The sequence below is a fragment of the Opitutus sp. ER46 genome, from assembly GCF_003054705.1.
Lineage (GTDB): Bacteria > Verrucomicrobiota > Verrucomicrobiia > Opitutales > Opitutaceae > ER46.
In genome coordinates this window covers 172,246-195,922 of record NZ_QAYX01000019.1, presented here as the reverse complement: position 1 = coordinate 195,922, position 23,677 = coordinate 172,246, and the positions used below count along the sequence as shown (strand labels likewise).

The 23,677-nt window shown below is 68.2% G+C and carries 19 protein-coding genes; 12 read left to right on the top strand and 7 right to left on the bottom strand.

Annotated elements, in window-relative coordinates; translation table 11 throughout:
- Positions 1–7: 7 nt before the first annotated feature.
- Together DB354_RS05850 and DB354_RS05845 are read left to right on the top strand one after the other, a co-directional pair.
- Positions 8–1,126, top strand: a complete 1,119-nt coding sequence (locus DB354_RS05850) for an N-acetylmuramoyl-L-alanine amidase (protein ID WP_107834506.1) — start codon at positions 8–10, stop codon at positions 1,124–1,126.
- Positions 1,123–2,202 (top strand): hypothetical protein, encoded by a 1,080-nt coding sequence (locus tag DB354_RS05845; RefSeq protein ID WP_107834505.1) that lies wholly within the window; start codon positions 1,123–1,125, stop codon positions 2,200–2,202. Before DB354_RS05850 ends, DB354_RS05845 begins: the two co-directional genes overlap by 4 nt.
- A gap of 6 nt (positions 2,203–2,208) precedes the next feature.
- On the opposite strand, the gene DB354_RS05840 is transcribed toward DB354_RS05845, so the two are convergent.
- The 7 genes from DB354_RS05840 to DB354_RS21920 form a co-directional block, all read right to left on the bottom strand.
- Positions 2,209–2,577, bottom strand: coding sequence for a DUF190 domain-containing protein (locus DB354_RS05840; protein ID WP_107834504.1), 369 nt, complete (start codon positions 2,575–2,577; stop codon positions 2,209–2,211).
- Position 2,578: 1 nt separating this feature from the next.
- Entirely contained in the window at positions 2,579–2,974 is a 396-nt protein-coding gene (gene crcB / locus DB354_RS05835; RefSeq protein ID WP_107834503.1) for a fluoride efflux transporter CrcB, read from the bottom strand.
- Between the two features lie 197 nt (positions 2,975–3,171).
- Positions 3,172–3,825: an ATP-dependent Clp protease proteolytic subunit gene (locus DB354_RS05830; RefSeq protein WP_107834502.1), complete on the bottom strand. Its 654-nt coding sequence runs from the start codon at positions 3,823–3,825 to the stop codon at positions 3,172–3,174.
- 241 nt (positions 3,826–4,066) lie between these two features.
- The gene (locus DB354_RS05825; protein WP_107834501.1) at positions 4,067–5,686 is read right to left on the bottom strand and encodes a S1C family serine protease; all 1,620 of its coding nucleotides are present in this window, start codon (positions 5,684–5,686) and stop codon (positions 4,067–4,069) included.
- A gap of 119 nt (positions 5,687–5,805) precedes the next feature.
- Entirely contained in the window at positions 5,806–7,080 is a 1,275-nt protein-coding gene (locus DB354_RS05820) for a glutamate-5-semialdehyde dehydrogenase (protein WP_107834500.1), read from the bottom strand.
- A 125-nt stretch (positions 7,081–7,205) separates the two neighbouring features.
- The gene (locus tag DB354_RS05815; RefSeq protein WP_107834499.1) at positions 7,206–8,552 is read right to left on the bottom strand and encodes an ABC transporter permease; all 1,347 of its coding nucleotides are present in this window, start codon (positions 8,550–8,552) and stop codon (positions 7,206–7,208) included.
- 6 nt (positions 8,553–8,558) lie between these two features.
- Complete coding sequence (locus tag DB354_RS21920) at positions 8,559–9,491, bottom strand: ABC transporter ATP-binding protein (RefSeq protein ID WP_146180123.1); 933 nt, start codon at positions 9,489–9,491, stop codon at positions 8,559–8,561.
- Positions 9,492–9,635: 144 nt separating this feature from the next.
- Between DB354_RS21920 and DB354_RS05810 the strand changes: the two genes are divergently transcribed.
- The 10 genes from DB354_RS05810 to DB354_RS05765 all read left to right on the top strand — a co-directional run bounded on the left by DB354_RS05810 (position 9,636) and on the right by DB354_RS05765 (position 23,527).
- Positions 9,636–10,823 (top strand): sensor histidine kinase, encoded by a 1,188-nt coding sequence (locus tag DB354_RS05810; RefSeq protein WP_158277384.1) that lies wholly within the window; start codon positions 9,636–9,638, stop codon positions 10,821–10,823.
- A complete protein-coding gene (locus DB354_RS05805) occupies positions 10,820–11,476 on the top strand; it encodes a response regulator transcription factor (RefSeq protein WP_107834497.1) in 657 nt (218 codons plus the stop codon). The genes DB354_RS05810 and DB354_RS05805 overlap by 4 nt, the downstream gene beginning before the upstream one ends.
- 135 nt (positions 11,477–11,611) lie before the next feature.
- Positions 11,612–12,196 carry a sigma-70 family RNA polymerase sigma factor gene (locus DB354_RS05800; protein WP_146180121.1) on the top strand — a complete coding sequence of 195 codons (585 nt, stop codon included), beginning with the start codon at positions 11,612–11,614 and terminating at the stop codon, positions 12,194–12,196.
- Positions 12,193–12,549, top strand: a complete 357-nt coding sequence (locus DB354_RS05795) for a DUF6768 family protein (protein ID WP_107834495.1) — start codon at positions 12,193–12,195, stop codon at positions 12,547–12,549. Before DB354_RS05800 ends, DB354_RS05795 begins: the two co-directional genes overlap by 4 nt.
- A 75-nt stretch (positions 12,550–12,624) precedes the next feature.
- The gene (locus DB354_RS05790) at positions 12,625–12,891 is read left to right on the top strand and encodes a VF530 family protein (protein ID WP_107834494.1); all 267 of its coding nucleotides are present in this window, start codon (positions 12,625–12,627) and stop codon (positions 12,889–12,891) included.
- A 295-nt stretch (positions 12,892–13,186) separates the two neighbouring features.
- Positions 13,187–15,610, top strand: coding sequence for an ABC transporter permease (locus tag DB354_RS05785; RefSeq protein WP_107834493.1), 2,424 nt, complete (start codon positions 13,187–13,189; stop codon positions 15,608–15,610).
- 20 nt (positions 15,611–15,630) lie between these two features.
- Positions 15,631–16,395, top strand: a complete 765-nt coding sequence (locus DB354_RS05780) for a tetratricopeptide repeat protein (protein WP_107834492.1) — start codon at positions 15,631–15,633, stop codon at positions 16,393–16,395.
- 299 nt (positions 16,396–16,694) lie between these two features.
- Entirely contained in the window at positions 16,695–18,860 is a 2,166-nt protein-coding gene (locus DB354_RS05775; protein ID WP_107834491.1) for a hypothetical protein, read from the top strand.
- A gap of 171 nt (positions 18,861–19,031) precedes the next feature.
- The gene (locus DB354_RS05770; RefSeq protein WP_107834688.1) at positions 19,032–20,429 is read left to right on the top strand and encodes a glycoside hydrolase family 88 protein; all 1,398 of its coding nucleotides are present in this window, start codon (positions 19,032–19,034) and stop codon (positions 20,427–20,429) included.
- Positions 20,430–20,605: 176 nt separating this feature from the next.
- A complete protein-coding gene (locus tag DB354_RS05765) occupies positions 20,606–23,527 on the top strand; it encodes a DUF6298 domain-containing protein (RefSeq protein WP_146180120.1) in 2,922 nt (973 codons plus the stop codon).
- Positions 23,528–23,677 lie beyond the last annotated feature (150 nt).

Genomic DNA, 23,677 nt, shown 5'->3' with positions numbered 1-23,677 from the left:
CGCCGCCATGGCTTCGGCGGCTTTTCGTGGCCTCGTGCTGCTCGCGCTTGCCTGCGCGAGCTCCGTGCGACTGGACGCGGAAAACGCCTCCAGCCGCGTGGCCCCGGCCCGGCCCGGGACATCCGTCGATCTGCGCACGATCAGCGGCGCCACGGTCCGTCTTGGCGGCACCGACTACGTGCGGCTTGACCAGGCTGCGGCGCGCCTCGGCCTGAAGGTCGCCGCCAGCGAGCGCGGGCGCGTGCTGACCCTGACCGGGGCGGGCACGTCCGCCGTGATCGAAGCGGATACGCGTGATATCCAGGTCAATGGGCTGCGCGTGTTTCTCGGCAATCCGAGCGCGCTCTCGCGCGGCAAGCTGTACGTCAGCCGCATCGATTTCGAACGCTGCCTCGCGCCCCTGCTGCGGCCGGGCGTGGGCGTGCCCCGGCTGCGTCCGCCGAAGGTGATCGCCCTCGATCCCGGGCATGGCGGTCGCGACCACGGCAAGGTCAACGACGCGCTCAAGGTGAACGAGAAGTCGCTGACGCTCGACACCGCGCGCCGCCTGAAACAGCTGCTCGAGGCCGACGGCTATCGCGTCGTGCTCACGCGGGACGACGACCGCTTCCTGGAACTCCCGGACCGGCCCGCGGCGGCGAGCGCGGCCGGCGCCGACCTGTTCATCAGCATTCACTACAATGCGCTGGACCGCGACCGGCGGACCTCGGGCGTCGAGATCTTCACCTTCGCGCCGCAGCACCAGCGTTCCACGCAGGCGTGGATGCCGGGAGAAAAGGACGATACCGAGCGGCAACCGGAGCCGGGCAATGTCTACGACTACTGGAACGCGATGCTCGCACACGCGCTGCACCGCCCGTTCGTGCGCGACCTCAAGGCCTCGGACCGCGGCAAGAAGCTGATGCACGCGGGCGTGCTGCGCTCGTTGCGCTGCCCGGGCGCGCTCGTCGAGTGCGGCTTCCTCTCGAGCGATGTCGAGGCGCGCAAGATCGCAACCCCCGCGTACCGCCAGCAGATCGCCGAGGCTTTGCGCGCCGGCGTGCGCGCGTACGCCGACCAGCTCAACCGGATTTCCCAAGGCCCAACCAAAACCTCCGCGCGCTCCGGCGCGTCCCACTCATCATGAACAAACTCCGTTCGTTGCTGCTTGCCGCTGGTCTGGCGGCGCTGCTCACCCCCGCCGTGCAGGCGTGGGACTATGAAGGCCACCGTCTGATCAACGGCGTGGCGCTCGCGTCCCTCCCCAAGGACTTTCCCGCTTTCGTCCGCGCCCCGGCCAATACCGAGCGCATCCTTTTCCTGGCCGGCGAGCCCGATCGCTGGCGCAATGCGGCCGATGACCTGCCGCTGCAGCAGGTGAACGGCACGAATCACTATCTCGACTACGAGCAGTTGGCCGAAGCCGGGCTGGACCCGGCGAAGGTGCCGTCGTTCCGCTACGACTTCGTCACGACGTTCGCCGCGGCGCGGGCCAAGAACATCGCCCACTTCGAACCGATCGATCCGAAGCGAAACAAGGAGCACTCGCAGGAGTGGCCGGGCTTCGCGCCCTGGCAGGCCACCGAGATGTTCGGCCAGCTCCGTTCCGCGTTCTCCTACCTGCGCGCCTACGAGGAGCGCGGCACGCCCGAGGAGGTTGCCCAGGCCCAGGCCAACATCCTCTACATCATGGGCGTCATGGGCCACTATGTCGGCGACTGCTCGCAGCCGCTGCACGCCACCGCGCATCACCACGGCTGGGTCGGCCCGAATCCCAAGGGCTACACGACGTGGCGCGGGATCCACTCCTGGATGGACGGCGGATTCCTGGCCAAGGCGGGGATCAAGCTGACGGACCTGCTCCCGCAGGTGGAGACGTCGCTGCCCATTTCGCTGGCGCCCCGCGAGGACGGCCGCGACCCGATGTTCGTGAAGTTCATGGAGTACGTCACCGCGCAGAACGCGCAGGTCGAGCCGCTCTATGCGCTCGAGAAAGCCGGCAAGCTCGGCCACCACGAGCAGCCGATCACTGACGAGGGCCGCCGTTTCGTCACCGGCCAGCTCGTCGTCGGCGGGGAAATGCTCGGCGCGATGTGGGCGACCGCCTGGAAGACCGCCGCGCCGGATACGTACCTGCTGAACTATCTCGCGAATCGCAAAGCGCGTGCCCAGGGCCTGCGTCCGCCGCCCGAATCGCCGCTGCCCGCGAAGTCCGCGAAGTAACGCGGGCTAGGTCGCGTCCGGTCCGCTCGCGGTTGAGGCGCGGGCGCTGGCGCGGTACTGGATGACCCGGACCTTCTCCGTGGTCACGAGACCGCCGCTCATCATCGGCTCGAGCACGGGGAGGAACGCGTTGATCTTCGCCTCCTCGTCGACGATCTCGATGACGAGGGGCAGGTCGACGGAGAGCCGCAGGATCTTGCTGGTGTGCAGCCGGCTCGAGCGGCCGAATCCGATCGGGCCGCGCAGCACGGTGGCGCCGGCCAGGTGCTGGGCGCGCGCCTTCAGCACGATCGCCTCATGCAGCGGGTGGCCTTCGTAGCGGTCGGATTCACCGATGAAGATGCGCAGCAGGACGGATTCGGCGGGGAGTTCCATGTTAGCCTTTCAACTGGTTGATCGCTTGCGCGCAGAGATAACCGAGCCAGACGGCGACGAGGCAGATGACGACGGAGGCGACGGTGTAGCTGCCGGCGCGAAACCATTCGCCCTCCTGCGCGAGGTTGAGGGTTTGCAGGCTGAAGGAGGAAAACGTCGTGTAGCCGCCGCAGACGCCCGTCATGAAGAAGTGTCGCGTGGTGCTGCTGGCGAACACGCGCCCCTCGGGCGCCGTCAGCGTGGCGAAGAACCCGATGACGAAGGAGCCGGTCACGTTGATGAGCAGTGTGCCCCACGGAAACGTCTCGCCGAGCTGGTTCGAAACGAGGCCGTTGAGCCAGAAGCGAGTGACGCTGCCGAGCGCGCCGCCGAGGGCGATGACGAGATAGAGGAGCATGCGGGCCGGTCGAAGCGAAGCCGGGCGGACGTGGCTTGGCAACGGGACAGTGGGGTATCGGCGACGCTGCGGGCCGCGCGGTTCGGCGGCGGACCGGGCGCGGTCTGCGGGCACAAAAAAGGCGCGCCGGAAAGGCGCGCCGAGAGTGAGGAGGTGGGGCCGGGTGGAGGCGCTGCGCCTGCCGCTGGTGCCCGACCTCAGATCTTTTCCACGATCTTGTCGGCGAGGCCGTAGTCGATCGCTTCCTTCGCGTTCAGGTAGAAATCGCGATCGGTGTCCTGGTTGATCCGCTCGAGCGGCTGGCCGGACGAAGTCGCGAGGATCTGGTTCAGCTCGAGCCGGAGTTTCTCCATTTCCTTGGCCTGAATGTTGATGTCGGTCGCGGGGCCGACCATGCGGCCGGAGATCAGCGGCTGGTGGATGAGCACCCGCGAGTGCGGGTACAGGTATCGCCGGCCCTTGGAGGCGCCGCAGAGCAGGATGGATCCCATCGACGCGGCCATGCCGGTGACCACCACGTTGATCGGCGACGAGATGAGCTTCATCGTGTCGAAGATCGCCATACCCGCGGTGATCGAGCCGCCCGGGGAGTTGATGTAGAAGGTGATGTCCTTTCCCGGGGCGACGGACTCAAGATAGAGCAGCTTCTCGGTCAGGTCCTTGGCGGTCTCGTCGGTGACGGCGCCCCAGAGGAAGATTTTCCGCTGCTCGAGGAACTTGCGCTGGATGAGCATCGCGACGGGCGCGTTCTTCTTCACCAGGAGTTCGTCCTGGCTCTCGTCGTCATCATCGTCGTCATCGGAACGAGGGACGGGCGCCGACAGGCCGGGCTGAAGATTGTCGAAATGCATAGGCCGGGAACGTTGCGAGCGGCCTGCCATTTGGCAAGCCGCCGCGGGCGAGGCGCGAATCGCGGGCAGGCCGCGAATCGCGGGTAAGGTTTAGGGAGTAAGGTGTAAGGGACTTGTTCCAGGCTGCGACGCCCTCGCGGACGGGAAGATGAGGGCCGGGACGAATGGCACCGCCAAGGGCCCAGGGGGGGCAGGACTCGCCGGCGAGACGGCGGGTCTCGAGGGCGGCCTGAGGCTGCGGCTACTTTGCCGGCGCGGCTTTCGCGTTCCAGACGGAGAGCGCGTTGGCGCTGCCTTGGGCGCGCACGCCATTGTCGCTCAGAATCTCCTCCGTGGCGGCGATGCAGTCGTTGCGGGGGAGGACGATGGCTTCGCTCATGCGGCCGGCGAACTCGATGGTGATGTAGTCCTCCTGGGCGTCGCGGAGGAGTTCGACCAGGTGTGGGAGATTCTTCACGTGCTTGCCGTTGACGGTGTCGATGACGCGCCCGATCGGGGTGTTGTAGCCCTTGGCGAGCTTGTGGGGAAAGAAGGGCGAGGCGACGACCACCAGGGCTTCGCCGGGGAAGGCGGGCTGGTCGCCGCGGCGGGTGAGAATGGGGCTGGCCATGGCGCTGAACGCTCGCATGACGGTCACGGCGTTGCTGCCGCCCATGCTGTTCGCGAAGTCGGCGGTCAGCGTGGAGAAGACGAACGGGCCATAAACGAAATAGTCGGGATAGGCCCCGTCGAGGTTCTCCATCAGGGAGGGGCGATCGTTGAAGACCGGGAGCTGGATCTCCACGGGCTTGCCGGCGCGAACCACCGTGAGCGGCACTTTGCCGTCCTTCGCGTACTTCTGGACGAGATACTGGAATCGCACGCGCAGGTTCGAGCCGATCTTCACCATGCCCTGGTTGTCGACCGGCGTGTCGCCGATGCGCGTGATGACGTCCCATTTCTTCAACGGGTAGCCCGGATCGGCGAGGTAGGGCTCGTGCACCATGATGCCCTCGACCTCCTTGCCGAGCTTGAGGTAGCCCGCGAGCGCGGGGTTCTCCATGTCCTGGAGTTCGTCGTACATGGCGGGTTTGCCGTCGTACTTGCCGTCGGCGACGTCGGCCAGGAACAGGTTAATCTCCTCGTTGGGGATGATGTAGCCGATGTTCTGCGCGCCGCTCAGGTTGCTGAAGGCGAGGCCGATCATCTTGTCGCCCGAGATCGCCGGCCCGCCGCTGTTGCCGCGGTTGATGGCGGCGTCGATCTGGATCCGGAGCCCGGATACGGGCGGGTGGTAGCCGGCCCATTCGATGCGGGAGACGATGCCCTTGGTGATCGAGAGGCTGGTGCCACCGGCGGGGTAGCCGTATGCCATCACCGGCACCTTGATGTCGGGCAGCGTGTTGGCGCGTGCGATCGGAGGCCGGGTGTCGAAGAAGCTCTCGTCCTCGAGCTTGAGCACGGCGAGGTCGATGCCGGGCGCGATGGTCTCGATCGTGGCGGAGATCTTGTCTCCGGCCTGGTTGCCCTGCACTTGGACCTGGCTGGCGTAGAGCACAACGTGGGCGTTGGTGAGGATACGCTTGCCCTCGATGATGACGCCGCTGCCGGTGACCTCACTGGGGGGTGATTTCGACCAGGGACGATACAGGTCGGGCCGGCGCATCGTGGCGAAGATCTTCACGACCGCGTTCTCGATCGCGTCGACCTTGGGGTCGGTGGGCGCGGGGTTCGCGGTGACCGGGCCGGCGGTGGGATCGGGCGCCGGGGGCGTGGCCGCCTCATCGGCGGCAAAGGTGGAAGTCGCTGCGACCAAGCCGACGGCCAACGCAAACAGCGGGGCGCGGCGCAGGAAGGACGGGATGCACGGGGGTAGGCGCATGGTGCGGCAAGGCAATGAAGCGCCGGGCCGGAACGCCAGAGCCATTTTACCCTGCGGCGCCGCGGCGGATGCTGGATTTGCGGTACGTGCCCGGCGCGGCTGGCGGCGCCCCGGGACGGTCAGCCGCGGATCTGGCCGGTACCCTCGATCAGGAACTTGTGCGAGCAGAGTTCGCGCAGGCCCATCGGACCGCGGGCGTGCAGCCGATCGGTGCTGATGCCAATCTCGGCGCCGTAGCCGAACTCGAAGCCGTCGGTGAAGCGCGTGCTCGCGTTCCAGTAAACCGTGGCGCTGTCGACCGCGGCGAGGAATTGCCGCGCCGTCGGCTCGTCGCGCGTCACGATCGCGTCACTGTGGTTGGAGCTGTCGCGGTTGATGATCGCGATCGCGGTCGGGCAGGAGTCCACCACGCGCACCGCGATGACATAATCGAGAAACTCGGTCTGATAGTCGGCCTCGGTGGCGGGCACGGTCGGGATATCGGCGGCGGCGAAGATGGCGGCGCTGGCGGCATCGCAGCGCAGCTCGACCTTGCGGGCGCGCAGCGCGCGGCCGACGGCGGGCAGGAACGTCGGGGCGATGTCGCGATGGACGAGGAGCTGCTCGGCGGCGTTGCACACGCTCGGCTTGGAGGTCTTGGCGTTGACCACGATTGCCTCGGCCATGGCGGCATCGGCCTGGGCATCGACGTACACGAAGCACACGCCCTTGTAGTGCTTGATGACGGGAATGGTGGAGTTCTGCGCCACGAAGCGGATGAGGCTCTCGCCGCCGCGCGGGATGATGCAGTGGATGAGGGTGTCGAGCTTGAGGAGGGTCGTGAGCGCCGCGCGGTCGGTCGTGGGCACCAGCTGCACGGCATCGGCGGGCAGGCCGGAGTCGGCGAGCGCCTTTGCGATCAGGGCGGCGAGGGCGGTGTTGGTGTGGAAGCACTCCTTGCCGCCGCGGAGGATGGCGGCGTTGCCGCTCTTGAGGCAGAGCACGGCGCAGTCGACGGTCACGTTGGGCCGAGCCTCGTAGATGATGCCGATCACGCCGATCGGGACGCGGACCTTGCGGATGTGCAGGCCGTTCGGGCGGGTGATGTCTTCGAGCAGTTCACCGACGGGGTCGGGCAGGGCCACGACCTCGCGCACCGACGCGGCGAGATGCTGCAGCCGCTTCGCGTCGAGCGTGAGCCGGTCGCGCGCGGCGGCGTTGAGCGCCTGGGCTTCGGGGGAGGCGAGATCCCGCTGGTTAGCGAGCAGCAGTTCACCGTGCGCGGCGTCGATCAGGTCGGCGAGTCGGGCGAGGGCGACGTCCTTGCGCGCCGACGGGGTCGTCGCCAAAGCGTAGGACGCCGCGCGGGCGCGTTGGGCAAGCGAGGTGACGAGTTCGGCGATGGCGGCGGACATGGGAGGCGAAACTTGCCTGCAGAAACCCGCGGTGACAAGGCCGCGGCGCCGCGGATGACGCGGAGCTTGTCGTTCGCGTTTGCGTAATGGTTCTCGGTCTCGGGTGTTTACGCCGCCGCCCGGGCTCACTCGAAGAACCGGCTGCGGTTGAGCTTCCAGATGGAGAAGGCCATGACGCCGGCGGCCATCGCGGCGAGGATGCCGATCTTGGGCAGGATCTCGAGGAGCGGGCGGCCGGCCCAGAGGACGTCGGCAAAGCCCTCCACCGACCAGTACACGAGCGTCAGCTTGCTGATCGACTGGATGGTGTCGGGCATGAAGCTGACCGGAAACCAGGCGCCGCCGATGGCGCTCATCGAGATCACGAGGAACGTCGCGATGCCGGAGGCGGCTGGCGCGCTCGGGGCGACCGCGGCGACGAAGAGGCCGAAGGCGGAGCAGGCGGCGGCGGCGCTGAGCGCGACGGCAAACAGCGCGCCGGCGTGCCCGAGCAGGTCGAGGCCGAAGAAGATGCGGCCGGCGACGAACATCGCGCCGATCTGCACCAGCCCGAGCGCGATCCCGAAGAGGAACCGCGCCCACACGATGTGCGCCGGACGCACGGGAGAGGAGAGGAGCCGCTGGAAGACGCCCGTGCGCCGCTCCTCGAAGAGCGAGTTGGCCGCGCCACTCACGGCGAAGAGCAGGAACATGACCGCGTAGCCGCCGACCATGCGCGCCGCCATCGGGTTCTTCACCTCCAAGCCGGCGACCTGCTCCTTCTCGAAGCGGACGAGCTGGGAAAACACGTCCTTGGCCTTGTCGCCGGTCGCCGCCGTCGCGCCGTTGGCTGGTTCGGCCGCGGTGCCGAAGACGTCGCCCGCCTCGATCCGCTTGAGGACCGCGGCACGTTCGGTGCCGAAGGCGGAGGAGACGGCCGAGGCGATCGCGCCGTTGAACGCCTCCTGGCGCTCCGCGCCGAGGAAGCTCCGGGCGCGCCGCTGCAGCGAGCTGCCCAGGAGCTGGGGCACATTCGAGAACACCGTCTTCTGCAGGACGCCGTTCACCATCTGGGATTCGATTTCGTTGCGCGGATTGGTGAGGAACCGCAGGTGCACGCCGAGTGCGTCGTCGCGCAGGAGATCGGCCGGGATGATCAGGGCGTGGCGGTAGGCGTTGTCCCGGAGCGCGGTGCGGATCGCCGCCTCGGTCAACAGCTGCTCGACGCCTTGGGCGTCGCGCTGCGTGGTGATGACGCGGAACGTCTTCTCCGCCTGCAGCGCGGCGACAAGTTTCACCGCGGCGGGCTCGGGGCTCAGGTTGAGGACGGCCAGGGTGATGCCGGTGGGGCCGGACTCCTTGCCGTACAGGCCGAAGACGTGGCCGAAGAGGTAGATCAGCACGACGGGAACGACGAACGTGATGACGATCGCGGCGCGGGCGCGGCGGAAGCTCAGGAGGGCCTGGCGGAAGAGGACGAAGGTCGGGGACATGGCGGGTCAGTTGTCGCGGAGGTTGCGGCCGGTGAGGTGGAGGAACACCGCCTCGAGCGAGGGACGGCGGGTGACGAACAGTCGCGGCGAAAGCCCGAGCGACTCGGTCAACGCGAAGAAGGCCGAGAGCCGGTAATCGGCGCGGGGCCGGAAATGATAGCTGCCGTTTTCGCGGCCCAGCGTGCCGTGGGTGCCCAACTGGCCCACCAGCGCGGCGGTGGCGTCGCCGGCGGGGAACGAAATCTCGTCCTCATAGGGGAGCTGGTTGAGCAGCTCGCCGACGGTGCCGAGCGCGAGGATGCGGCCATGGTCGATCACGCCGACGCGCGAGCAAAGCCGCTCGGCCTCCTCCATGTAGTGCGTCGAGTACACGATGGTGACGCCGGCGCGGTTGAGCTGCTGCAGGTATTCGAAGATCGCGTTCCGCGACTGCGGGTCGACGCCGACGGTGGGTTCGTCGCACAGCAGGAGCTTCGGCCGGTGGAGGAGGGCGGCGACGAGGTTCAGCCGGCGCTGCATGCCGCCCGAGAACTCCTTCACGATCGACTTGCGCCGATCGCTGAGCTGGACCGCCGCGAAGGCCTCGTCGAGTCGCGCGCGCAGATCCGCGCCGCGGAGCCCCTGCAGTTCGCCGAAGATCCGGAGGTTTTCCTCTGCGGTGAGATCCGGGTACAGGGCGAGGTTCTGCGGCACGAGCCCGAGCTGGCCCCGCAACTCCGGGCGGGGCGTCAGCGGCTGCCCGTCGATGATAACCGTGCCCTGGTCGGGCCGGCGCAGGCCGGAGGCGAGGGACATCAGCGTGGACTTGCCGGCGCCGTTGGGGCCGAGGAGGCCGAAGAATTCGCCAGGATGAATCTCGAGCGAGACGTCATCAAGCGCGACGAGCGGGCCATACCGGCGGGTGACGGCCTGGAGCTGGAGCAGCGGGGTGGAGGACATGGGAAGGAAGGTGGATGGAACGCCGCCATCGTACGCCATCCGGCGGGGGGCGGTCTATCGGCGGGAAGTCACCGCGCGGCCATGGTCGGCACCATGACTTTCTTCCTATCGCCGGATTTGAGCCGGCCTGCTAGGCTGGCGCCGATGCTTGAGACCGCCGGCTTCAAACACCGCCACACGGGCACCCTCTACGGGGCGTTCGCCACCGCGACCGTCGTTCTGACGTGCTATGGCGGCTTCTTCGCGCAGCAGCGCTACTACACCTCGGAGTGGATGGTGCCGGTGGTCTTCGCGCTCGGCGCGATCCACGTGGCGGTCGCCATCCTGATCGGGTGGGAACGGCCGGATGCGTCGAAGGCGTACTACGTGGCCTACTACACGTTCCAATGCGCGCTGCTCACCGCTATCCTGTTCCTGAGCCCGAGCCGGGGCTTCATGGCGATCGTGGTGCTGCCCACGGTGAGCCAGGCGATGTTCGAGCTGCGCCTCGGCTACGCGCTGCTGCTCGCCGGCTATCTTTTCGCCGCGTGTGCCGCCGTGTGGGTCGTGCCGTACGGCTGGACGGCGGCAGGGACGGCGATCATCAACTACGCCACCGCTTTCGTCTTCACGATCGTGTTCTCGCTCATCTCGCGCCAGGCGCTGCTGGCCCGGAAGCGCGAAACGCAATTGCGCGAGGAGGTGGAGGCGGCCAACCGGCAGCTGCGCGCTTACGCCTCGCAGGCGGAGGAACTGGCGACCACCCGCGAGCGCAACCGCCTCGCCCGGGAGATCCACGACGGCGTCGGTCATTACCTGACCGTGATCAAAACCCAGCTCGACGCCGCGGCGGCGCTCCTGCCCGCGCAGCCCGATCGGGCGCGCGAGACCGTCGTCAAGGCCGCGCGCCTCGCCGCGGAGTCGCTCGACGATGTTCGCCGGTCGGTCGGCGCGCTGCGCACCGATGCGACGCGTCCGGCGCTGGTGGCCTCGCTGCAGGGGCTGGCGCAGGATGCCGGCTTGCCGGTAACCCTGCGCGTGGAGGGCGAGGTGCGGACGCTGCCGCCGGCGGCGGAACACGCGCTATTTCGCACGGCGCAGGAAGGATTGACCAACGTGCGGAAGCACGCACGGGGCGCGTCGCGCGTCGAGGTGGTGCTCGATTTCCGGCCGGCGGGCCGGGTGACGCTCTCGGTTCGTGACGACGGTCCCGGCCTGCCGCCCGGCGCCGCGCCCGCGGCGGGCTTTGGGCTGCGCGGAATCCGCGAGCGCGTGGAGCTTCTCGGCGGGATGGCCCGCGTGGAAAACGGCTCGACCGGCGGCTGTACGCTGAGCATCGAGGTGCCCGTATGAAGAAGCTGCGCATCCTGCTCGTCGACGACCAGTCGCTGTTCCGGGAGGCACTGCGGACGCTGCTCTGCCTCCAGCCTGACTTCGAGGTCGTGGCGGAGGCGGAGAACGGTGAGCGGGCGCTCGCCCTGGCGCAGGCGCATCGTCCGGACGTGGTCCTGATGGACCTGCGCATGCCGGTGCTGGGCGGAGTGGAGGCGACGCGTCGCTTGCTCGCGACGATGCCCACCGCGCGGGTGGTCGTGCTGACGACGTTCGAGGAGGATGAGGAGATTTTTGCGGCGATGCGGGCGGGGGCGCTGGGCTACCTGCTGAAGGCGTGTTCGGCGGAGCGCCTGTGCGGGGCGGTGCGCGCGGCGGCGCAGGGCACCTCGGTTCTGGAGCCGTCGGTCGCGGCGCGGCTGATGGCGGGACTCGCGCCGGCGGCGGCGACGCGGCCAGCGCCCGCACCGGTGGCGCTGCCCGACCCGTTGTCGGAGCGCGAGCATGACGTGCTGCGGCTATTGGCGGCCGGCTGCAGCAACAAGGAAATCGGCGCGCGGCTGAACATCGCGGAAGGCACGGTGAAGAACCACATGACGAACGTGCTCGGCAAACTCGGCGCACTCGACCGCACGCAGGCCGCGCTCAAGGCCCGCGAATTGGGGCTGGTCTGAGCAGGGTATTCGCGGTCTGTCTTTGCGACGAAGTCACTGGCGCCTTTGGCTGGTGACGAAGGAGGCCAGGCGGCTTCATCCAACAATTCTGAACCGTTTCGGGTGCTGAACGGACTTATCTGTGTTGTGTACCCCTTGCCTGAACAAATCGCCGATCAGCTGCTGGTGATGGATGCCCAGGCTGGGTGCTACGCCGCGTTGGAACAGCTGATCGCTCGGTGGCAAAAGCCTCTCTGGGGTCATGCCTTTCGTCTGACCGGTCGGTCTGACGCGGCGTGGGATATTTCCCAGGATAGCTGGCTGGATATCGTGCGCGGACTCGCACGCCTGAAGGAAGCCGACAGGTTCGGCGCGTGGGCTCACCGGATCGTGCGCAACAACGCGAGCGATTGGGTTCGGCACCACGCGTCGCGGGTCGCAGCCGAGGGCCAAGCTGAATTGGAGGCGCGCGGATCGACCGTCGAACCGGCGCAATTTGAGGTCGCGGTCGATGTGCACTGCATTCTGCGCTGCCTGTCCACCCCTTCCCAGGATGTTTTGAGTCTGTACTATCTCAAGGGCTGCGGGTTGGCGGAAATTGCCGAGGCGCTCGGCAAACCTGAGGGTACCGTGAAATCGCGACTGCACACCGCGCGCGCTGAATTTCGGAGAACCTGGGAGTCGTTTAGCAGTGTGCACGCGGCAACTCGGCCCGAAACCAGAAAGGAACCGACAACATGAACGACAAGACGGTCGAAAAGATCATCGAGGACAGCTACGATGAATCGAAGGAGGAGGGCCTGCGGTCCATCGTGCGGGACTTTTACTCCCGAAAGCTCCTGGCGAGCGTGGTCGCGGCATGGACGGTGGCCGCCTTCTGCATCGCCGTAGCCGTGTTCAGCGGCGTGCAGTTTCTCAGGATGGACGAAACCAAGTGGCAGATCATGTACGCGGCGCTGTTTGTCGTGAGTGCACACGGGCTTGATGTGGTGAAGATTTTCGCCTGGCAGCTTGCCCATCGGCAGAACCTCAAGCGGGACATCAAGCGGCTGGAGCTGAGGATTGCGGAGTTGAGCGCGGCATTGAAGAAGTGATTCAATAATCGCCTGGGAAGCCCTTTCGTAACCAGGCTCGCCACGAGGAGCTCCGGCCTCGTAACTGCATTGTTGATGCCGCTGCACAAATCCAAGGATCCGCTTCACGGGATCACCCTCGAGAAACTGCTCACCGAGCTGGTGGCCAAGTTGGGCTGGGAGGGACTGGCCTACCGGATCGACATCCGCTGCTTTCGGTTCGACCCGAGCATCAAGTCCAGCCTGATTTTCCTCCGAAAGACGCCCTGGGCCCGCGCCAAGGTCGAGCAGCTCTACGTTTCAGTTTTCGCTGCCGCGAAAACTGAAAATGGGGAAGGCGGGAAGGTGGACGGGGAGGCGTAGCGAGAACCGGGAGGATGGGAGGGCTCGAACGTGAGCGAGAGAGAGGGGGCTTTCGAGAACCAGCGGGATTCGGGCTTACCCGCAGGCGTGGCGGCTTTGAATCACCGCAAACGCTTCCGCTTTCACTCTCACTCCTGAGGTTACCTTCCCGTCCGCCCCCTCACTCCCTCATTCCTTCACTCCCTTATCCCCTCGCCTGAGGTCACGCCCGCGGGCGTGACCTCAGGCGTGACTTTCGTCGGATGTGGCGGGTTGGGGCGACCTGCTAGGGTGGGTGCGTTCTCCTGCACCACTCATGAACGGCCTTTTCGACGATCTCACCGCTGCCCTCCGTCACCTGCGCAGGGCGCCGGCGTTCTCGCTCCTCGCGATCGCGATGCTCGCGCTGGGGATCGGCGCGAATGTCGCGATCTTCTCGATCTTCCAGTCGATCGTCCTCCGGCCCCTGCCTTATCCGCAGCCGGAGCGGCTCGTGGGCTTCAAATCGCTCAATGCCGCCAAGGCGCTCACGCAGCCTGCTCTGTCGCTTTCGGATTTCCGCGATCTGCGCGGCCGGGTGCAGTCGTATAGCGCGCTGGCTGCCTTTCGGCCCGATTTCGTCGGCTATGCGCCGGCTGGCGCGGACCCAGTTCAACTCGTCTGCGGCCGCGTCACGGAGGAGTTCCTCGCCGCGTTCGGCGTCACGCCGCGAATCGGCCGCCCTTTCCAGGCGGGCGAGTTCAGCTACGATGGCGCGCGCGTGGCCATCCTGAGTCACGCGGCCTGGCAAAGGCACTTTGCCGGCGACCCGGCGGCGGTCGGCCGCACCGCGGTGTTCGATGGCGAGGCGGTCACGATCATTGGCGTGATGCCGGAGGATTTTCGGGAACCCGAGTTTGCCGACGTATGGCTGCCGTTTCCGGCGGAGGCGCCGGAGAACCTGGCGCGGGATTCGCGTTTCTGGACGACGGTCGGGCGCCTCAAGCCCGGCGTGAGCGTCGCGGCGGCGCAGGCGGAAGCCACGGCGATCGCGGCGGCGCTGGCGCGGGAGTATCCGGCGACGAATCGGGGCTGGGGCATGGCGGTGCAGCCGCTGCTGGAGCTGCGCGTAGGCGGGCTGCGGGCGTCGCTGCTGCTGCTGCTGGGCGCGGTCGGTCTCGTGCTGCTGATCGCGTGCGTGAACCTCGCCAACCTGATGCTGGCGCGCGGCGTAAGCCGGGTGCAGGAGTTGGCGGTGCGGCTGGCGATCGGGGCGACCCCGGCGCGGCTTGCCCGGGCGGTGCTGCTCGAGAGCGTGCTGCTGGCGCTGGCCGGCGGCACGGCCGGCGTGGCGCTGGCGATGACGGCGCTGCCGGCGCTCGCGGCGCGGTTGCCGGCGGGACTCGTGCCGCGTTCGCATGCGATCGCGGTGGACGGCGCGGCGCTGGGTTTCGCGGTGGCGGTGTCGGTCGTGACCGGGCTGGTGTTTGGCGTGCTGCCGGCGTGGCAAGTTTGGCGGGCCGACGTGAACCACCTGATCAAGGCGGGTGGCGGGCGGGGCGGTTCGAACCGATTCGCGCACCGGGTGCAGGGCGCGTTGATCGTGGGGCAGGTCGCGCTGACCGTGGTGGTCCTGGCCGGCGCGGGGTTGTTGTTGCGGAGCCTGCTCTCGCTGCAGCGCACGGCGCCGGGCTTTGCGGCGGAGAACGTCGTCACGCTTCGTATCTCGCCGCCGCCGGCGCGGTGGCAGGACTTCCGCGAACTCGCCGACTACTACGAACGCGTGTTGGCGGAGTTGCGGCGCGAGCCGGGCGTGGAGGGCGTGGACCTCAACTGCAGCGCGCCCTTCAGCGGGATCACGCTGAGCTACCCCTTCTGGGTGCAGGGGCGGCCGGTGGAGGACGGCAACGCGGACGAAGCCGTGTTCAACTCGGTCGGCGTGGACTATCTTCGCGTGCTGCGGATCCCGCTGGTGCGCGGGCGCGGGTTTGAGCCGCGGGATAATGCCACCGGCGCGGCGGGCACCTCGGTGCCGCCGGTTTGCCTCGTCAATGTGAGCCTGGCGCGGCGGCTCTTCGGCGACGCCGACCCGATCGGCCAGCGGATTCGCACGGTGCCGTGGCTGACCAATGGCTATCGCGAAATCGTCGGCGTCGTGGCCGACGTGAAGCAGACCGGCGCGGCGGAGCCGCCGGGCGCCCAGGTGTACGTGCCGTTCCGGCAGTCGCCCTGGTTCTTTGCGACGCTGCTCGTGCGCACGCGGACCGCGACCGCGGCGGCGTTGCAGGCGGCGGTGCGGCGGGCGGACCCGACGCTGACGATGAGCGTGAGCAGCATGGAGGACGCGATCGCGGCGTCGGCCACGCAGCCGCGGCTGCGGGCGTGGTTGTTCGGGTGTTTCGCCGTGATCGCGCTCGGGCTCTCGGCCTTTGGCATCTACGCGAGCATGGCGTTCACGGTCGGGCAGCGGACGCGTGAGATTGGCGTGCGCCTGGCGCTGGGCGCCTCGCCGGGTGGAATCCTGGCCTGGGTGCTGGGGCGGGCGGGGCGGCTGGCGCTGGTCGGCGTGAGTTGCGGGCTCGTCGCGGCGCTCGCGACCACGCGGCTCCTGCGGGCGGCGCTCTACGGCGTCACGCCCACGGATCCCACGGTCCTGATCCTGCTGGTTTTCGGGTTGCCGCTGGTCGTGCTGGCGGCGGCGTTTGGGCCGGCGTGGCGGGCGGCGCGGTTGGAACCAACCCGCGCGCTGCAGGCCGAATAGAGACTTCGCTCCTTTCCACCATGAATCGCATACCACTGTTCTCTGTCGCCGCCGCGTTTATCGCGGCGCTGTTCGCGGGCGCGCCCGACGCGTCCGCCTCAATCGATGCCGCCCGCGAAGCGTTCCAGAAGCGGGATCTGCCCCGGGCCGCGGCGCTGCTGGAGCCGCTGACCGCCGAAGGCACGACCGATGCGGCCGCTTGCCACCTCGCGAGCCAGGTCTGGCTCGAGCAGAAGGACAGCGCCCGGGCGGTGACGCTGGCGCAGAAGGCGGTGACGCTGGATGGGGGCAACGCCGAGTACTTCACGCAACTGGGCCTGGCGCTGAGCCGACGGATCAACGAGGTCGGCTTCATGCAGAAGGCGGCGATGTCGGGGAAGCTCCGCAAGGCCTTTGAGCGGGCGGTTGAGTTGGACCCCAAGAACCTGACCGCGTTGATCGGACTCACGCGGTATTACGTGAACGCGCCGGAGATCGCCGGCGGCAGCCTGGAAAAGGCGAAGGCGTGCGCCGAGAAGCTCGTGGCGCTCGATGCGTTCGTGGGGAACATGGAACTCGGCTCGATCGCGGAGAAGCAGGAGCAACCCGAGGTGGCGTTGAACCACTATCAGGCCGCGGCGGAACTGAAGCCGGACCACGTTGGCGCGCTGGCCCGTTGTGGGCGCGTGCTTGGCCGGCTGGGCCGGACCGAGGAGGCGCGGGCGCGCTTCGAAGCCGCGCTCAAACTCGACCCCAACAACGAAGGCGTGAAGCGCGCCCAGGCAGCGCTGCGCCCCGCCAAGTAGGGCCACCGGCGGGACGCCCGCAGCCGTTCTGTGACGCTGTGACGCCCTAACCCCGCCTCAAAATGTGACGCGGTGACGCCCTGACCCCGTTTCGGGGGCGATGGGGTCAGGGCGTCACAGCGTCACATTCCTGAGATGGGGCATCGCACAACGGGGGGCGCGGGCTTGGGGGCCGAGCGGGGAGGGCGTTCGATGGGAGGGATTGGGGCCGGTTGATGACTCCTGCATTCCCGTTCACCTCTTTGTCGCGGCTTGCGCGTCTTAGGCGTTGAATGCTGTCTCTGAACTCTTCCTTCCCCATGCGCCTGGTGCCTTCCTGCGTCGCGGTTCTCGCCATCCTCCTTGCCCCACTGGCCCTTATCGCGGCCCCGGACACTCCACCGGCCGCTCCGGCGCCGGCCCGCATTGATCGGCAGGCGCTCGTGACGCGGCACAACCCGCACGTCACCACCGTCGACCCGTGGGCCTCGCTTTCCGTCGGCAACGGGCAGTTCGCATTCACGGCTGACGTCACCGGGCTCCAGACGTTCACCGCCTACTACCTCGAGCACGGCATCACGACCGAGAGCGAGGCGCGTTGGCTCTGGCACGAGAATCCGAATCCCCAGGGCTACAAGCTCTCCGACGCCAACCGGCTGTTCACCGCCTATGGCCGCACGCTCGGCTATCCGACGAAATCGAGCGGGCCGGCGTCGGAGTGGCTGCGCCAGAACCCGCACATCCTCCCGTTGCCGCAACTCGCGCTCGACCTGGCGCGCGAGGGGGGGGCACCGCTCGCGCCGACGGAGCTATCCAACATCGACCAGACGCTCGACCTGTGGACCGGGACTGTGACCAGCCGCTACACGCTCGCCGGCGCGCCGGTCGTGGTGAAGGTGGCCTGCGATCCGCAACGCGACGCGCTGGCCGTGTGCATCGAATCCCCGCTCGTGGCCTCCGGGCGGCTCGGCGTGAAGCTCGCAATCCCGCGGGGGTACGATCTGCGCACCAAGAACAACCCGCCGCTGGACTGGTCGGCGCCGGAGTCGCACGTCACGCGCGTCCTGGTGCACACCAGCCGCCGCCTGGCGCTGGAACACGTCCGCGATACCACCCGCTACACGATCGCACTGGCAACGACGGCAGACGCCACCTTCGAGCCGGCCGGCGCGCACTCCTTCCGGATCGGCGCGACGGGCGCCGAGACGCGGCTTGAATTCACGATCGGCTACGCGCCGGGCGAACCCCTGGCGCTGCCGGCGCCCGCGGAGGTATTCACGGCGAGCGCAGCCCACTGGCCGTCCTTCTGGCGGAGCGGCGGCGCGATCGACTTTACCGGCAGCACCGACCCGCGGGCGGCGGAGCTCGAACGCCGGCTGGTGCTGTCGCAGTACCTCACGGCCATCCAATTTGCCGGTGATTTCCCGCCCCAGGAGACCGGCCTCACGATCAACACGTGGTACGGCAAGCATCACACCGAGATGATCTGGTGGCACGCGGCGCACTTTGCGCTGTGGGGGCGCGATTCGTTCCTCGTTCGGAACCTCGACTGGTACGTCCGCTCCCTGCCGGTGGCGCGGGCGGTCGCCAAGGAACGTGGCCTGCGCGGCGCGCGTTGGCCGAAGATGATCGGACCCGACGGACGGGAGAGCCCGGGCGGCAACCCGCTCATCGTTTGGAACCAGCCGCACCCGATTCACCTCGCGGAGCTCCTTTACCGGAACAACCCCTCGCCCGCGCTGCTGGCGCGCTACCGCGAACTTGTGCAGGAGTCGGCCGACGCGATGGCGTCGATGCTGCACTGGGATGCCTCCCGCCGCTGCTACCAGCTCGGGCCGCCGCTGTGGATTGCGCAGGAGATCTACGACCAGGCCACCAGCATGAATCCGACCTACGAGTTGAGCTACTGGTCGTGGGGCCTGCAGACCGCGCAGAAATGGCGGGAGCGCCTGGGCCAGCCGCGCAACGCCGAATGGGATCGCATGATCAAGCACCTCGCGCCGTTGCCCCAGAAGGACGGCAAGTACGTGGCGATCGAGTCGACGCCAGACACCTGGGACAACAAGGACAGCCGGCATGATCACCCCTCATTCCTGATGGCGCTGGGGCAGCTGCCGGGTGACGGCGTGGACCGTGCGACGATGGCGCGGACGCTGGACGCGGTGCTCGCGCACTGGGACTGGGAGACGAAGATCTGGGGCTGGGACTATCCGATGATCGCGATGACGGCGGCGCGGCTGGGCGAGCCGCAGAAGGCGGTCGACGTGCTCCTGAAGAGCGACAGCCCGAACAACCTCTACACGCCGAACGGCCATTGCCGACAACGCGGCGACCTTCCGGTATATCTGCCCGGCAACGGCGCTCTCCTCGCGGCGGCCGCCATGATGGCCGCGGGGTGGGACGGTGCGCCGACCCAGGACGCGCCCGGCTTCCCGCGCGACGGCACCTGGGTCGTCCGGCACGAAGGCCTACGTCCACTGCCCTGACCGGCGGTGCCGGCGGGCTTGCCCGGGAGCCTGTTTTTACCACGTTGCGGGGCGGCGCCAGCGGCGTCGCCCGGAGCGAGTTTCGCGCGGAACGATCCCGGAATCGGACCGTCTTGCGAACGCTCGCTCGCCGGGCTGGACCAACCCGGCAAACCTCCAACCCTCCTTATGATGAAAACACCCCACGTCTGTGCGCTGCTTGCCGCCGCCGCGCTGTTTCTCCCCTCGCTGCAGGCCGAAGGCCCTTTCCGCAATCGCGACAACAAGAGCACGAACGACAGCGGTGAACCCGGCTACCCGGTGCCGTACCAGTTGCCGACGGTCCAGGAAGTGACGGACACCCTCGCGCGCATCCGGGATTTCATGAATGCGTCGGTGGGGACGCGGATCGTGGACAGCAAGACCGGCCAGGAGATCACGGACCTGACGAACCCGGTGGAGACGGCCTCGATGGAGCGCGGACCGGACAATTTCAGCCCGCTGGCGTATGAGATGGGCGTGGTGCACGCCGGCATGCTGCGGGCGACGGAGGTGACCGGTGACCCGAAGTTCGCGGAATTCACGCGCAAGCAGATGGAGTTCATCGGGCGGGCGCGGCCCTACTTTGCGAAGGTCGCGGAGAAGTACGGCGTGGATCGAAACGGGATGCGCCCGGTGCTGCAGCCGCGGTCGCTCGATGACAGTGGCTCGATGTGCGCGGCGTTGATTCGCGCGCGGATGGCGAAAGTCGGTCCCGACTTAAAGCCCCTGATCGACCTCTGGAGCGATTACATCGCGACCAAGCAGTTCCGGCTCGAGGACGGCACGCTGGCGCGGCAACGGCCGCAGGCGGCGTCACTCTGGTCGGATGATTTCTACATGAGCATCCCCGCGCTGGCGGAGATGGGCCGCCTGACCGGCGAGCGGAAGTGGTTCGATGATGCCGTGAAGCAGGTGATCCAGATGTCGGCGCGGGAGTTCAACCCGACGCTCGGCCTCTACACCCACGGCTGGAACGCGAACAATCCGGACGCGCCGCAGTTCTACTGGGGCCGGGCGAACGGCTGGGCGGTGCTGGCGATGTGCGACCTGCTCGACGTGCTGCCGAAGGATCATCCCGGCTATCCGCGCGTGATGGCGCAGCTCAAAGCGGTGCTGCACGGCGTGGCGCAGTACCAGGGTGGCATGGGCCTGTGGCACCAGATGCTCGACCGGAACGACTCGTATCTGGAGACCTCCGCCTCGGCGATGTTTGTGTATGGCATCGCGCACGCGGTGAATGAAGGCTGGATCAGCCCGACGACCTACGGCTCGATTGCTCAGGCCGGCTGGGTCGGCCTGACCACGCGCGTGAACGACAAGGGCCAGGTCGAAGGCACGTGCGTCGGCACCACCTTCGCGAGCGATCACATCTATTACTACAACCGCCCGGCCAGCGTGCGCGCGCTCCACGGCTACGGTCCGACGCTCCTCGCCGGCATCGAGATCATCCGGATGCTGAAGAACCCGGCCTTCACGATCGAAGTGAAGCTCCGCACGTACCACTACGTGCCGAAGGACGGGAAAACGAACTATCACGAGCACCAATGAAGGGAGTGAGGGAATGAAGGAGTGAGGACATGAGGGGCGGAAAGTGAGAGTGAAGGTGAACTCGTGAATCTCTTGGGCGTCCCGGTGTCCGAAGTGCTGCCCCTGCTCTCTCCCTCGAGCCTTCTCGACCGGCGGCGCCGGCCGATGGCGAGAACTGGACCCGAAAGGGCGACACTTTGAGAACGATCCTGTTGCTGGTTACCCTTGCGTTCGTCGCGATCGCGGAGGCGGCGGTGCCGCCGGGGTTGATGGATTTCTCGTCAGCCGGTTACCGCGGCGGCGGCGTGCCGCTGCCGCACGTGCCGGCACGCTTCGCGGTGGGGCCCTCGGGCGGGGATGACACCCGCGCGATCCAGGCGGCACTCGACGCGGCGGGACGGCTGCCGCTGGACGCGGCCGGGTGGCGCGGAGCCGTCGTGCTGCGACCGGGAACGTATCGCGTGGGCGGGCAACTGCGGCTCGCGGCGTCGGGGGTGGTGTTGCGCGGGGAACGCGCGACGCTGGTGGCCACCGGCGATGACCGCCGCACCCTGATCCAGGTCGGCGGGCGCAATGATCGCGGGCTGGGACGGCTGGTGCCGGTGCGGGGCAATGTCGCCGTCGGCACGACCGAGATCCCGGTGGAAACCGCGGCGGGCTTTGCGGTCGGTCAGCGCGTCCTGGTGCGGCGACCCAGCACGGCGGAGTGGATCGCGGCGCTGGGCATGACGAACTTCCCGGGACCGGGGCAGTACAAGGATGCGCGGCTCGATTGGGTGCCCGGTTCGCGGGACATCGAGTGGGAACGGACGATCGTGGCGGTCGACGCGGCGAACCGGACGCTGACGCTCGACGCGCCGCTCACGACGGCCCTCGAGGAGAAATTTGGCGGCGGCGCGGTGCACGTGCTGACCTGGCCCGGGCGAGTGCGGCAGGTGGGCGTCGAGTTTCTCGACTGTATCAGCGAAACGGACGCGACCAACCCGCAGGATGAAGAGCATGCGTGGATGGCGGTGGCGCTGGACGACGCGGAGGACGCGTGGGTGCGCGATGTGACCGCGCGGCGATTCGTGCTGTCCGCCGTGTGGATTGGCCAGCGGGCCCGGGCGGTCACCGTGCAGGATTGTGCCTATGCCGAACCGGTGGCGGAGGAGGCGGCTTGGCGGCGCGTGAGCTTTTACGTGGGCGGCCAGCAGGCGCTGGTGCAGCGATGCACGGCGGCCGGCGGCCGGCGGGATTTCGCGGCGGGACACTGCGCGGCAGGGCCGATCGTTTTCCTCGACTGCACGGCGGTGGAGGCGCGGGCGGACGCGGGACCGTTCGAGAGCTGGGCGAGCGGTGTGCTGTACGATCGCGTGTCGATCGCCGGGGCAGGGCTGGGCCTGATGAACCTCGGCGTGAAGACGCAGGGAGCGGGCTGGAACGCGGCGAACTGCGTCGTCTGGAACAGCGCCGCGGCGGGCAAGATTTGGATCGAGAATCCACCGGGTGCGGAGAACCAGGCCTTTGTCGACGCGGCCACGCCCTCGCTGTATCGCGCGCAGCTTGAATCGCGCGCCGGGCGTGACGCCCTGACCGCGCTGGCGCGCAGCGAGGCGCCGCAGGAGCTGGCGGAAATCGCGGCCGCGCCGGCGCCCGGGCCGGCACCGCGGCGCGAGCAGCATCCAATCGAAGTCCGCGGCGGGTATTTTGTCGTGGATGGCCGCGCGCTCTTCGGCGGTTCGCTGGGCAGTGCGCTGTGGAAGGGCCAATTGCCGCTGGGCCGCGAGACCGGCACGAGTCCGACGCGCTGGGCGCCGGGGCGGACCGGGCCGGGGTTGACGGAGGACCTTGCGGCGTTGACCGAGCGGATGCGTGCGCAGCGGGCGGCGATCTACTGGGCGTTTCCCGGACTCTGGTACGACCGGCGGCGCGACGATCACTCGATCGCGCTGCGCGAGGACGCGGATGTCTGGGCGCCGTTTGCGGAGATGCCATGGGCGCGGAGCGGCCGGGGTCGAAACGCGATGCAGCTGAGCAAGTACGACCTCACGCGCTTCAATCCCTGGTACTTCCGCCGCCTGCGCGAACTGGCCGACGAATGCGCCGCGCGCGGCCTGCTGCTGGCGTATCAGGTTTACGACAACCACAACGTGCAGGAGGCGGCGGCGCACTGGACGGACTTCCCTTGGCGGCCGTTGAACTGCGTGCAGGAGGTCGGGTTCCCGGAGCCGCCGGCGTACGAGAACGCCGGCCAGAACCGGCATCACATCGCCGACGCATTCTACGATTCAACGCATCCCGTTCGGCGTGACCTGCACGAGCGGTACATCCGTCACACGCTCGACGTGCTCGGCGCCGCGCCGAACGTGCTGGTCACGCTCGGGTACCAGTTCGCGGGGCCGCTGGAGTTCCAGCGGTTCTTCCTCGATACCGTCGCCGCCTGGCAGCGGGAGCACGGTTGCCGCGTGTACGTGGCGTTGCAGACGAGCAAGGCGGTGACCGATGCGATCCTGGCCGACCCGGCGCGGGCGGCGCTCGTGGACGTGATCGACCTGCGCTACTGGCAGTACCTGCCGGATGGGCAGCTCTTCGCCCCGGACGGGCAGGGGAAGCTGGCATTTCGGGAATTGCGGACGGCAGCGTTTGGGCGCGACGCCCTGCTCCGCAGCCGGCCCGAGTTGGTGTACCGCCAGGTCCGCGAGTACCGCGACCGGTATCCCGGCAAGGCGATCATCTGCGGGCACGCGGGCTTTGGATCGATTCCCGTGCTGATGGCGGGCGGAGCGGCGGCGGTGGTCGCCGAGTCCACGCTGCCGCGCGACGGCGCCAAGCGCGACGAGGCGGCGCTGCTGGCATTTGTCGCCGAGCACCTCGCGACGGCGTTGCCGGAGCTGAAGCCGATGGACGATCTGGCGGAGAACGCGTGGGTGCTGGCAGGGGAGAAACGAGGCGTGCTGCTGTATGCGTCGGAGGCCGCGCCGACCATCAGGCTGAAACGTGCGCTGCCGGCGGGGACGCGCGAGGGGCTTTGGTTCAACCCGGAGGACGGCACAGTGCGGCCGGCGCGGGTGGAGGCTGGCGCGACGACGATCGCCATGCCTACGGCCGGTTCCTGGCTTCTCTGGCTGCCGCGGTAGGCGGCGGGCCGGGCGGTCAGTCCCGGCGTAACTGACGACCAGGGATGAGAATAGGGATCCGGGTAGTTACCGCGCTTGCTTGTGGCTGGGTGTGTCCCTTCGGTGGACACGCTTCAGCTCTCCGGTCTCCCCAACCGTGACGTCCGTTCC